Genomic DNA, 12,004 nt, shown 5'->3' with positions numbered 1-12,004 from the left:
ATGGGCATCTCGCGCAAGGCCGCCGCACACTGGGAAGGCGATCTCAAATCGGGCCAGGGCAGTCTCAGCACGCCGCAGAGCGGCCTGCTCGACAACACCCTTTACGGCTTCAACAGCCGCTTCGGCGACGCGAAGGGCACCAATCCCGAGGAATTGATCGCCGCCGCGCACGCGGGCTGTTTCACCATGGCGCTGTCGGCCAAGCTCACCGAGGCCGGCCATCCGCCGCAGGCGCTGGACACCCAGGCCGAGGTCGACCTGTCGATGGAAGGCGGTCCCACGCTGAGCGCGATCCGCCTCAAGACCCAGGCCAAGGTGCCGGGCATCGACGAGGCCAGGTTCCGCGCCATCGCCGACGACGCCAAGCAGAACTGTCCGGTCTCCAAGGCGCTGTCGGCGGTACCGATCACGCTGGAAGCCGAGCTGCTTGCCTGAGGGCGAGATTCCCGCTCCCGGCATGTCCGCGCTGTGCGTGCACGGCGCGGGCGGAGGGGGCTGGGAGTGGAACGTCTGGCGCGGGGCGCTGGAGGCAGCCGGCGTGTGCGCGCACGACTTCGACCTGCTGCCGCATCCGCGCGGCCTGGCCGCCACCGGCCTGGAGGACTACCTCGCGCAGGTGCGCGAGCGGCTGCTGGCGCTGCCGCGTCCGCGCGCGCTGATCGGCGCCAGCCTCGGCGGATTGCTGGCCTCGGCCTGCGCCGACCGGGCCGATGCGCTGGTCCTGATCAATGCGCTGCCGCCTGCGCCCTGGCATGCGCGCTTGCCGGTGCGCGACTGGCCGGAGGTGGTGCCGTGGCGGTGCGAAGCGCGGCTGGCCTCGACCCGGCGCGCGCTGCCGGACGCCGACGACACCTCGGCGCTCTACGCCTTTCGCCGCTGGCGCGACGAGAGCGGCGCTGTGCTGCGCGCCGCCTACGCCGGGATCGCGGTGGACGCGCCGTCCTGTCCGGTGCTGATCCTGGTGTCCGAGCGCGACGAGGACGTGCCGCCGGCGATCGGCGCGGCATGGGCGCAGGCCTGGGACGCGCAGTTGCGGCGCTGTCCGGTGGACGGCCACGTCGCGCCGCTGCTGGGGCGCGAGGCCGCCGCGATCGCGGCGCAGGCCGGGCGATGGCTGTCGGCGCGCTAAACGCCGTCGCCGCGCCGCGTTGGAAACGCTTTCGATTCAGCACGGCGTTACCGCCGCGCCCCTACGGTGGTCGCGCGCCGATCGGGCGTTTACCCACGCGGCTGGAGCCGACCGTCATGAAGCGTCTTGCGACCTCGTTCCTCGCCCTGGGCCTCGCCGCCGCGGTCGGGACCGCGTCCGCGCAATCCGGCGACGGCTATTACCGCGACGGCGACTACTACCCGCAGCCGACCGTGGACCGCTACGGCAACGCCGGCGACTCCCAATACGACTACGCGCGCGTGGTGCGCGTGGACCCGGTGATCGAGTCCGGCTATCCGGCCTCGCAGCGCCAGCGCTGCCGCACCCGCCAGGACGGCTACTACACCAGCAACGACGGCTACGACGACTATCGCAACGACGGTTACCGCAACGATGGCTACCGCGACGACGGCTATCGCGACGACCGCTACAGCCGCGGCTCCGAGACCGGGCGCAACGTCGCCACCGTGATCGGCGGCATCCTCGGCGCGGCGATCGGCAGCCAGGTCGGCGGCGGCTCGGCGCGCTACGCCACCGCGGCGGTCGGCTCGATGGTCGGCGGCATGGCCGGACGCGGCGTCTACGACAGCAACCAGCGCAATCGCCAGCCGCCGCGCCGCGCCGAGGTCACGGTCTGCGATCCGGTGCCCAGCGACGGCGACTACTACCGCGTCGACACCTCGCGCGTGGCCGCCTACGACGTCACCTACGAGTACGCCGGGCGCCGCTACACCACCCGCACCAACTACCACCCCGGCGACCGCATCCGCGTGCGCGTGGACGTGCGCGCCGAGTGACCGGCGCGACGTCGTCCCGGAACGAAGCAAGGGCCCGCGGGGCCCTTGCTTTTTTTGCGGCCGCGACGGCCGATCAGGTGATGCGTCGCACCAGGCCCAGCGGCAGCCGCTTGATCAGGAAGCCCAGCGGCGCCCAGGGCCACCACGGCACGTAGGCCTTCGCCGGCTCGCGTTCGATGGCCGCGGCCAGCAGGCGGCAGCCGGTGCCGGTGTCGACGATGAAGGGCGTGCGCTTGAGCTTCTCGTTGATTTCCGAACGGATATAGCCGGGGAACAGCGTGGTGACGCGGATCGGCGTGGCGTGCAGGTCGGAGCGAATGCCTTCGCTCAGCGCCGCCAGCCCGGCCTTGGTGGCCCCGTACACGGTCATCGCGCGCGGCATGCCGCGCAGGGCGCTGATCGAGGCGACGGTGACCAGATGCCCGGCGTTCTGCGCGCGGAAGATCTCCAGCGCCGCCTCGCACTGCGCCAGCGCGGCCACGAAGTTGGTTTCGGCGGTGGCGCGGTTGGCGTGGAAATAGCCGGTGCCGAGCGAGGCGCCCTTGCCCATGCCGGCGTTGACGATCACCCGGTCCAGCGCGCCGAACTCGGCGGCGAAGTCGCGGAACACGGTGAACACGTCCTCGTAGCGGCCGACGTCGAGCGCGCGCACCGAGACGCGGATATCCGGGTGCGCGGCTTCCAGTTCGGCCTTGAGCGCCTCCAGCCGCTCGACGCGGCGCGCGCACAGCGCCAGGTGGCGGCCGCGGCGGGCGAACTCGCGGGCCAGGCCGGCACCGAGGCCGGAGCTGGCGCCGGTGATCAGGATGGTCTTGCGCATCGTGGCTGCCTGCTGCGGAGGGAAGGGGATAGTACGGGGGGCGGGGCGTCGGGGGGGCGAGAACGCCGGGTGGCCTAGCGCCGCGCCGATCCGGGTTAGGATCGGCCTGGGTCGAGGGCGGCCTGGTCAAGAGCGGCGGCGTCGCCGCCACGCCGCCGGGGAGGGAGCGTGCAGGACAATCCGCTGATCAAGCTCGCGCTGCCGATCGCGATCGCCGTGATCATGTGCGGCATCGGCCTGACCTTGCGCGGCGGCGATTTCCGCCGCATCGCCGAACATCCCAAGCCGGTGTGGGTGGGCGTGCTGGGGCATTACCTGCTGCTGCCCGGGCTGGGCTTCGCCGTGGCCTCGCTGTTTCCGATGTCGCCCGAGCTGGCGGTGGGGCTGGTGCTGGTGGCCGCCTGTCCCAGCGGCAGCACCTCCAACGCGCTGACCTTCCTGGCGCGCGGCAACGTCGCGCTGGCGGTCACGCTCACGGTGATCAGCGCCCTGGTCACCTTCCTCAGTGTGCCGCTGCTGGTGAACCTGGCGCTGCAGGCGTTCGGCGGGCAGGCGCGCGAGATCCGCCTGCCGGTCGGCCAGACCGTCCTGCACCTGGCGGCGCTGGTGCTGGCGCCGGTCCTGCTGGGCATGGCGATCCGGCGTTTCGCGCCCGGCTTCGCGCAGCGCGTGGAGCCCTGGGTCAGCCGCTTCTCGCTGGGCTTCCTGCTGCTGCTGATCGTCGCCATCGCCGTTTCCGAGCGCGAGCGGCTGCCGGCCTGGCTGGCGCAGCTCGGCCCGGCCGCGCTGACGCTGTGCTGCGCCGCGGTCGGCCTCGGCTTCCTGCTCGGCCGCGCCTGCGGGCTCGCCCTGCGCGATGCGATCACCATCGGCATGGAGGTCGGCGTGCAGAACAGCACGCTGGCGATCGTGATCGCGCTGAGCCTGCTGCAATCGCCGCAGATCGCCATGCCCGGCGCCGTCTACGGACTGCTGATGTACCTGCCGGCGCTGGCGATGGTCGTGCTCGGCCGCCGCGCGGTGGCGCGCGAGGAGGCCAGGACGGCCACGGTGGCGGGCGCTTCCTGAGGTGGCGGCCGGCGCGGGCATTCGCATCTGCGTCTTCGGCGCCGGCAGCGTCGGCTGCTACGTCGGCGGGCGCCTGCTGGCCTCTGGCGCCGAGGTCGAGTTCGTGGGGCGGGCACGCCTGGCGCGCGAGATCGCCGCGCATGGCCTGCGCCTGAGCGACTACCGCGGTCTGGAGCTGCACGTTCCCGGCGCGTCGGTGGCTTTCCGCGAGACGCCGCAGGCCGCCGCGGCGGCCGATCTGGTGCTGGTCACGGTGAAGGCCGCGGCCACCGCCGAGGCCGGCCGCGCGCTGGCCGCGGCGCTGCGGCCCGGGACGACGGTGATCAGCCTGCAGAACGGCCTGGGCAACGACGAGATCCTGCGCGCGGCCCTGCCCGCGTGCACGGTGCTCACCGGCATGGTGCCGTTCAACGTGGTGCAGGGCGGAGGCGGCGCGTTCCACCAGGGCAGCGAGGGCGAACTCGCGGTGGCGCGCCATCCCGCGCTGGCGCCGGTCCTGCCGCTGTTCGCGGAAGCCGGGCTGCCGCTGCGGCAATACCGGGACATGCGCGCGGTGCAATGGGCCAAGCTGCTGCTCAATCTCAACAATGCGGTGAACGCGCTGTCGGGACGGCCGCTGCGCGAGGAGCTGTCGCAGCGCGCCTATCGGCGCTGCCTGGCGCTGGCGCAGCGCGAGGCGCTCGGTTTGCTGAGGAGGGCGGGGATTCGCCCGGCCAGGCTGACGCCGTTGCCGCCGCACTGGATTCCCGCGGTGCTCGAATGGCCGGACGCGCCGTTCCGGGTGCTGTTCGGCCGCATGCTGCGCATCGACCCGCTGGCCCGCTCGTCGATGTGGGAAGACCTGCAGGCAGGACGCGAGACCGAGGTGGCCTGGCTCAACGGCGAAGTAGTGCGCCTGGCCGATACGCTCGGCGCCGCCGCGCCGGTGAACGCGCGGCTGCTGGCGCTGGTGCGCGAAGCCGAGCGGGGCGGGGCGCGCGATTGGCGGGGAGAAGCGCTGCTGCAACGGCTGCGCGCGCCGTGAACGCAGTGCGGCGACGGGCGGGATCGAGCGCGTCGCGGACCGAATGCGCTAGTCGCGCTCGCCGCTCCAGTCCAGATGGCCGTCCACCACGGTGACCACCCGTCCCCCGGACCAGACCTCGCCCTGGCCGTCGACCAGCAGCTCGATGATGGCGTCGTGGCCGACCTCGCGGCCCTGGCTGATGCGGTAGTGGCCGCCGCTGCCGGGCAGCGCGCCCTGCGAGGCCAGCCAGGCCGCCAGCGTGGCGTTGGCGGCACCGGAGGCGGCGTCCTCGAACTGCGACGGCGCGCCGACCCAGGCGCGCACCGCCAGGTAGTAGACCGGATCGCGGCTGCGCGCGAACACGCACAGCCCCATGCTCTCGGTGTCGGCGGCGAGCCTGGCGATCGCGGCCCAGTCGGGGGCGGCGGCGCGCAGCGCGGCCTCGTCGGCCAGTTCCACCAGCCACCAGCGGCGCCCGCCGTTCATCAGCACCGGCGGCAGCGCGCCCAGCGGCAGTCCCTGCAGCGCCTGGCGCAGGCGCGGGTCGTCGGCGGAGGCGATCTCGCCCACTTGCGCGCGCGGCGTGCGCACGGCGATGGTGCGCCGTTGCCCGTCGCCGGCCACGCGCAGCGGCAGCTTGCCGGCGACCCCGTCCTGCACCAGCAGGCCCTCGCGCGGCCTCGCCAGTCCCGCCTCCAGCACCGCGTGCGCGGTGCCCACGCTCGGATGCCCGGCGAAGGGCACCTCGCGGCGCGGGCTGAAGATGCGCAGGCGGTAGTCGGCGTCGACCGAGACCGGCGGCAGCACGAAGGTGGTTTCCGGCAGCCGCGTCCAGCGCGCGATGGCCTGCATCTGCGCCTCGTCCAGGCCCTCGGCGTCGAGGACCACGGCCAGCGGATTGCCGGCGCCGGGACGGCTGGCGAAGACGTCGAGTTGAAGGTAGCGGCGGCGGGTCATCTCGGTCGTACCTTCGCTCGGAGCATCTGCTTTAGAATCGGACGATCGCGTCAGGCAAGCCGGGCGCGGGCGCGAAAGACCCGATCCTATCCAGCGCATTCTACTCAACTCCCTCCTGTCGATGCCCACCACCCCAACGCGAGCGCCTCGCACCGGTCCGCTCGCCTCCGAGCCGACGACCTCCTCCTTCGCGGACCCCGCTCCCATAGACCGCTGGGTCGTGCTGAAATTCGGCGGCACCTCGGTGTCGCGCCGCCATCGCTGGGACACCATCGGCCGCCTGGCGAAACAGCGCGCCGAGGACCACCAGGCCCGGGTGGTGGTGGTGGTGTCGGCGCTGTCGGGCGTGACCAACGAATTGACCGCGATCGCACAGGGAGCGTCCGCCGACGGCGCCGCCGACCGCGCCGCGCGCGTGGACGCGCTGATCGAGCGCCACAAGGCCTTCGCCGGCGAGCTCGGCCTCGACGCCGACGCCGCGCTGGGCGAACGGCTGGCGGGCCTGCGGGCATTGCTGCACGACCCGCGCGCGGCCGCGCGTTCGCTCGACTGGCAGGCCGAGGTGCTGGGGCAGGGCGAACTGCTGTCCTCCACGCTCGGCGCCGCCTACCTGTGCGCGCAGGGCCTGGATTTCGGCTGGTGCGACGCGCGCGACTGGCTCGACGCCGTGGCCCTGCCGAACCAGAGCGCCTGGGCCTCGCGGCTGTCGGTGAACTGCCGGCGCGAGTCCGACGCCGACTGGCGCGCGCGGTTCGGCGCGCAGCCGGCGCGATTGCTGCTCACCCAGGGCTTCATTGCCCGCCATAGTGACGGCGGCACCGCGATCCTCGGTCGCGGCGGCTCCGACACCTCGGCCGCGTACTTCGGCGCGCTGCTCGGCGCGCGGCGCGTGGAGATCTGGACCGACGTGCCCGGCATGTTCAGCGCCAACCCGCGCGAGGTGCCCGACGCGCGCCTGCTCACCCGCCTGGACTACGCCGAGGCGCAGGAAATCGCCACCACCGGCGCCAAGGTGCTGCATCCGCGCTCGATCAAGCCCTGCCGCGACGGCCAGGTGCCGATGGCGATCCTCGACACCGAGCGCCCCGACCTGCCGGGTACCAGCATCGACGGCGGCGCCGTCACGGTGCCCGGGGTGAAGGCGATCAGCCGCCGCAACGGCATCGTGCTGGTGTCGATGGAAACCGTCGGCATGTGGCAGCAGGTCGGCTTCCTCGCCGAGGTGTTCGAGCGCTTCAAGCGCCACGGGCTGTCGGTCGACCTGATCGGCTCCTCGGAAACCAACGTCACCGTCTCGCTCGATCCGAGCGAGAACCTGGTCAGCACCGACGTGCTGGCGCGCCTGTCCGACGACCTGGCCGAGATCTGCCGCGTCAAGGTGATCGCGCCGTGCGCGGCGATCACCCTGGTGGGGCGCGGCATGCGCTCGCTGCTGCACAAGCTCTCGGACATCTGGGCCACGTTCGGGCAGGAGCGCGTGCACCTGATCTCGCAGTCCTCCAACGACTTGAACCTGACCTTCGTCATCGACGAGGCCGACGCCGACGGCCTGCTGCCGGTGCTGCACGCCGAGCTGATCGAGAGCGGCGCGATGCCGGTGCAGGACGCCGGCGTGTTCGGCCCCAGCTGGCGCGAGATCGCCCACGGCAAGCCCGAACGCGCCGCGCAGTGGTGGCAGGGCGAGCGCGAGCGCCTGCTCGCCTGCGCCGAAGCCGGCACGCCGGGCTACGTCTACCACCTGCCGACCCTGCGCGCGCGCGCGGCGGCGCTCAACGGGGTGGAGGCCATCGACCGCCGCTTCTTCGCCATCAAGGCCAACGCGCGGCCGGAACTGCTGCGCGCCCTGGTCGCCGACGGCTTCGGCCTGGAATGCGTCTCGCGCGGCGAGGTCGAGCACGTGTTCTCCGTGCTGCCGGAACTGGATCCGGCGCGCGTGCTGTTCACGCCGAGCTTCGCCCCGCGCGGCGAGTACGAGGCCGCGTTCGCGCGCGGCATCACCGTCACCGTCGACAACCTCGAGGCGCTGCGCCACTGGCCGGAGCTGTTCCGCGGCCGCGACCTGTGGCTGCGCATCGACCTGGGGCGCGGCGACGGCCACCACGCCAAGGTGGTCACCGGCGGCGCCGCCTCCAAGTTCGGCCTGCCGCTGTCGGCCTTCGACGCCTTCGTCGAGGAGGCGCGCAAGCTCGATGCGCGCATCACCGGCATCCATGCCCACCTGGGCAGCGGCATCCTCGCGCCCTCGCACTGGCGCGAGGTCTATGCCGAGCTGGCCGGCTTCGCCGACGGCATCGGCACCGTCGACACCATCGACATCGGCGGCGGCCTGCCGATTCCGTACAAGCCCGACGCCGAGCCCTTCGACCTCGAGGCCTGGGCGGCGGGCCTGGCGGAGATCAAGGCGGCCTATCCGCGCTACCGCCTGGCGATCGAGCCGGGGCGCTACCTGGTGGCCGAATGCGGCGTGCTGCTGGCGCGTGTCACCCAGGTGGTCGAGAAGCAGGGCGTGCGCCGCGTCGGCCTCGACGCCGGCATGCACACCCTGATGCGCCCGGCGCTGTACGACGCCTATCACGGCGTGCACAACCTCAGCCGGCTCGGCGAACCGTCGCAGCCGCAGCAGCTGTTCGACGTGGTCGGCCCGATCTGCGAATCCAGCGACGTGCTCGGCGTGCAGCGGCCGCTGCCGGCCGACACCGGCGAGGGCGACGTGCTGCTGATCGCCGACGCCGGCGCCTACGGCTTCGTCATGGCCAACACCTACAACCTGCGCGCGCTGCCGGCAGAGGATGTTTTGGGATGATGCCGAAAGCGATTCTGGTTGGCGGCAGCGCCCTGGCCGCATTCGCGGTGTCCGGTCTCGGCATGTTGGCCTGCTTTGCATTTCTTGGGATCGAGATGCGGTTTCCTCGGGATATCGGAGTTCCCGGTGCCCTGGTGCTTGTCGCGACTGCATCTGTTTCGATCTGCGCCTGGCTGTTTTCCCGTACCGCGGCGTTCTGGCGGCAATCGCCTCTTGGGCAGTCTCTAATGATCGTTGCCGGTGCCTATCCCGTGTTTTTGATATTGATCGTTGTTGTTTTTCTGCTGAAAACTGCCCTGAGCAATGAGGCGGTCGACATAAATGCCGTTGCTGGCGCGTCCTTCGTCGGTATGCAGGTGGCGGAAGTCGGGGCAATCATCACGATCGTCCCGGCATGCCTTGCGGAATTTATCGTGATGAAAGCAGTTTCAAGGTCTATTCGTATCGGGCAGCCCCAGGGAGCGGCGTTGTGAATCAGGAATTCCAGCGGGACGCGATTCGCGCCTTCCGTTTCGTGCGCTGCGAGTTCGACGCGCACAGCGGCGTCGCGCGTCTGGTCTACGCGTTCGACGACGGCCCGGAACTGGTCGAGACCGTCACCGTCCCCGGCGCCCCGTTCGTTCTGGACGCGGCGCGCGCGCGCGCCGCGGAGCAGGCGCTGCGCCTGCTGCACCTGATCGCCGGCGTGAGCTACTACAAGGCGGCGATTCCCGGCGAGATCCGCATCGAGGGCTACGGCATCGATGCCGGTACCGCGGCGCTGATGGAGGAGATCTACGTCAACGGCCTGGGCGAGTTCGCCTACCGCAACGGGCTGAACCTGCATGGACGCATCAGGTTCCCGGCCGAGGCCGCGCTCGCGGCCGACGCGTTGGCGCCCGCGCTGGGGCTGCGCCGGCACGCCCTGGTGGCCATCGGCGGCGGCAAGGATTCGCTGGTCTCGATCGAGGCGCTGCGCGCGCTGGACATCGCGCAGACCGTCACCTGGGTCGGCGGTTCGCAGCTGATCCGGGCCTGCGCCGAGCGCACCGGGCTGCCGACGCTCAATCTCGGCCGCCAGCTGGCGCCGGAGCTGTTCGAGTACAACCGCCAGGGTGCCTGGAACGGCCATATCCCGGTGACGGCGATCAACTCGGCGATCATGGTGTTCGCCGCGGTGCTGCTCGGCCTGGACCAGGTGGTGTTCTCCAACGAACGCTCGGCCAGCTACGGCAGCCTGATCGAGGGGAGCGGCGAGGTGAACCACCAGTGGTCGAAGGGCTGGGCCTTCGAGCGCGATTTCGGCGCGCATGTGCAGCGCCGCGTCGCCGCCGACCTGCAGTACTACTCGCTGCTGCGGCCGCTGAGCGAGCTGGCGGTGGCGCGGCAGTTCGCCAGGAGCGACCGCTACGACGCGCACTTCTCCAGCTGCAACCGCAATTTCCACCTGCTCGGCGAGCGCCCGACCAGCCGCTGGTGCGGCGTATGCCCGAAATGCCATTTCGTGTTCCTGGCGCTGGCGCCGTTCATGCCCAAGCCGCGCCTGGTCGGCATCTTCGGCCGCAACCTGCTCGACGACCCGGCGCAGATCGGCGGCTACGACGCGCTGCTCGAATACCAGGACCACAAGCCCTTCGAATGCGTGGGCGAGGGACGCGAATCGCGCGCGGCGATGGCGGCGCTGGCCGAGCGCCCCGAGTGGCGGGAGGACGCCGTGATCGAGCGCTTCCGCCGCGAGATCCGCCCGCAGCTCGATGCCGCCGAACTGGCGATCGAGCCGCTGCTGGAGATCGACGCCGGGCCGCGCGACGGCGCACCCGCCGAGCATCGCATCCCGGCCGCCGCATGGAGCCAGCTGCGTGCACGATTCGCACCCTGACGGCGAGTCCCCGGCGGACGGGGACTTCGGCATCCGGCGCCTGGACGGCCGCCACGTCGCGCTCTGGGGCTGGGGGCGCGAGGGCCGCGCCGCCTACCGCGCGATCCGCGCGCGGCTGCCCGCGCTGCCGCTGACGCTGTTTTGTGGCGGCGACGAGGCGGCCGATGCGCACGCGCTCGGCGACGCGGCATTGTCGGTGGAGACCGAGGCCAGCGCCGGCCGCCTGGGCGCGTTCGACGTCGTGATCAAGTCGCCCGGCATCAGCCCGTACAGGCCGGAGGCGCTGGCCGCCGCGCACGAGGGCACGCGTTTCGTCGGCGGCACCGCGCTGTGGTTCGCCGAGCGGCCCGACGCCAACACCGTCTGCGTCACCGGCACCAAGGGCAAGAGCACCACGACGGCGCTGCTGGCGCACCTGCTGCGCGCTGGCGGCCACCGCACCGCGCTGTGCGGCAACATCGGCCTGCCGCTGCTGGAACTGCTCGACGCCGAGGCCGAGTTCTGGGCGGTGGAGCTGTCGAGCTACCAGACCCGCGACGTCGCCGCCTCGGGCGTGCGGCCGAAGGTCGCCGTGGTCACCAACATTTTCCCCGAGCACCTGGACTGGCACGGCAGCGAGGCGCGCTACGTCGAGGACAAGCTCGCGCTGGTCAGCGAAGCCAGGCCGCACGTGGCCGTGCTCAACGCCGCGGACCGCCGGCTGGCGGGGCTGGGCGCGCGCCTGCCGGGCGATTCGCAGGTGCGCTGGTTCGGGCGCGAGGACGGCTGGCACCTGCGCGGCGACCTGCTGTACCGGGGCGATGCGCGGGTGCTCGATACCGCGTCGATTCCGCTGCCGGGCCGGCACAATCGCGGCAACCTGTGCGCGGTGCTCACCGCCGTTGAGGCGCTCGGCCTGGACGCGGCGGCGCTGGCACCGCATGCGGCCTCGTTCGCGCCGCTGCCGCACCGGCTGCAGACGCTGGGCGTGCGCGAGGGCATCGTCTACGTCAACGATTCGATCAGCACCACGCCGCACGCCAGCTTGGCGGCGCTGGAGGTGTTCCGCGGCCGCCGCGTGGCGCTGCTGGTGGGCGGCCACGACCGCGGCCTGGACTGGACGGACTTCGCCGAGGCCTTGTCGAACAGGCCGCGCGAGGCGGGGCAGCCTCCCGGCCCCGCATGCGCCACGCCCGTGGCCATCGTCACCATGGGCCATGGAGTGCCGCATCAAAACGGCGGCCGCATCCATGCCTTGCTGGAGGCGCCGGCGCGCGAGGCGGGCTTCGCCCTGCATGCGGCCAGGGATCTCGAGGAGGCGCTCGCGCTCGCGCGGGGCGCCCTGGCGGGCGAGGGCGTGGTGCTGATGTCGCCGGGGGCGCCCAGCTACGGCGTGTATCGCGATTTCACCGAGCGCGGCCGCCACTTCGCGCAGCTGGCCGGGTTCTCGCCGGAGGCGATCACCGCGATCCCGGGGCTGGGCATCGCGCCCTGAGCGCGACGCCGCCTGCGTCACGACAAGCGCGCCGCCGTCGCCCTACAATCCAGGCCCGCCTTGCGGCGGCG

Annotated in this window: 11 protein-coding genes; 9 read left to right on the top strand and 2 right to left on the bottom strand. The window is 72.2% G+C overall.

Annotation, left to right across the window (positions count from 1 at the left end; all coding sequences use genetic code 11):
• From MD221_RS09185 to MD221_RS09175, 3 genes are all read left to right on the top strand, one after another.
• A complete protein-coding gene (locus MD221_RS09185; protein WP_242110756.1) occupies positions 1–435 on the top strand; it encodes an OsmC family protein in 435 nt (144 codons plus the stop codon).
• Between the two features lie 22 nt (positions 436–457).
• Complete coding sequence (locus MD221_RS09180; protein WP_242110753.1) at positions 458–1,129, top strand: alpha/beta hydrolase; 672 nt, start codon at positions 458–460, stop codon at positions 1,127–1,129.
• 116 nt (positions 1,130–1,245) lie between these two features.
• A complete protein-coding gene (locus tag MD221_RS09175; RefSeq protein ID WP_242110739.1) occupies positions 1,246–1,947 on the top strand; it encodes a glycine zipper 2TM domain-containing protein in 702 nt (233 codons plus the stop codon).
• 73 nt (positions 1,948–2,020) lie between these two features.
• On the opposite strand, the gene MD221_RS09170 is transcribed toward MD221_RS09175, so the two are convergent.
• Positions 2,021–2,767 (bottom strand): SDR family oxidoreductase, encoded by a 747-nt coding sequence (locus MD221_RS09170; RefSeq protein WP_242110738.1) that lies wholly within the window; start codon positions 2,765–2,767, stop codon positions 2,021–2,023.
• A 168-nt stretch (positions 2,768–2,935) separates the two neighbouring features.
• Between MD221_RS09170 and MD221_RS09165 the strand changes: the two genes are divergently transcribed.
• Together MD221_RS09165 and MD221_RS09160 are read left to right on the top strand one after the other, a co-directional pair.
• Positions 2,936–3,835: a bile acid:sodium symporter family protein gene (locus MD221_RS09165; RefSeq protein ID WP_242110737.1), complete on the top strand. Its 900-nt coding sequence runs from the start codon at positions 2,936–2,938 to the stop codon at positions 3,833–3,835.
• A 1-nt stretch (position 3,836) separates the two neighbouring features.
• On the top strand, positions 3,837–4,859 hold the full coding sequence (locus MD221_RS09160; RefSeq protein WP_242110736.1) for a 2-dehydropantoate 2-reductase: 1,023 nt from the start codon (positions 3,837–3,839) through the stop codon (positions 4,857–4,859).
• A 48-nt stretch (positions 4,860–4,907) separates the two neighbouring features.
• On the opposite strand, the gene MD221_RS09155 is transcribed toward MD221_RS09160, so the two are convergent.
• Complete coding sequence (locus tag MD221_RS09155) at positions 4,908–5,798, bottom strand: PhzF family phenazine biosynthesis protein (protein ID WP_242110735.1); 891 nt, start codon at positions 5,796–5,798, stop codon at positions 4,908–4,910.
• 121 nt (positions 5,799–5,919) lie between these two features.
• On the opposite strand from MD221_RS09155, the gene MD221_RS09150 reads away from it, so the two are divergent.
• From MD221_RS09150 to murD, 4 genes are read left to right on the top strand one after another with little or no spacing between them, the layout of a single operon-like run.
• Positions 5,920–8,601, top strand: a complete 2,682-nt coding sequence (locus tag MD221_RS09150; RefSeq protein ID WP_242110734.1) for a bifunctional aspartate kinase/diaminopimelate decarboxylase — start codon at positions 5,920–5,922, stop codon at positions 8,599–8,601.
• Entirely contained in the window at positions 8,598–9,074 is a 477-nt protein-coding gene (locus tag MD221_RS09145) for a hypothetical protein (RefSeq protein ID WP_242110733.1), read from the top strand. The genes MD221_RS09150 and MD221_RS09145 overlap by 4 nt, the downstream gene beginning before the upstream one ends.
• A complete protein-coding gene (gene murL / locus MD221_RS09140; protein ID WP_242110732.1) occupies positions 9,071–10,459 on the top strand; it encodes a UDP-N-acetyl-alpha-D-muramoyl-L-alanyl-L-glutamate epimerase in 1,389 nt (462 codons plus the stop codon). The genes MD221_RS09145 and murL overlap by 4 nt, the downstream gene beginning before the upstream one ends.
• Positions 10,440–11,933 carry a UDP-N-acetylmuramoyl-L-alanine--D-glutamate ligase gene (gene murD / locus MD221_RS09135; protein WP_425602240.1) on the top strand — a complete coding sequence of 498 codons (1,494 nt, stop codon included), beginning with the start codon at positions 10,440–10,442 and terminating at the stop codon, positions 11,931–11,933. The genes murL and murD overlap by 20 nt, the downstream gene beginning before the upstream one ends.
• Positions 11,934–12,004: the final 71 nt, after the last annotated feature.

The sequence above is a fragment of the Luteimonas aquatica genome (assembly GCF_022662575.1).
GTDB classification, from domain to species: domain Bacteria; phylum Pseudomonadota; class Gammaproteobacteria; order Xanthomonadales; family Xanthomonadaceae; genus Luteimonas; species Luteimonas aquatica.
The sequence above is the reverse complement of the archived record's forward strand: the minus strand, read 5'-3'. Positions and strand labels throughout refer to the sequence as shown.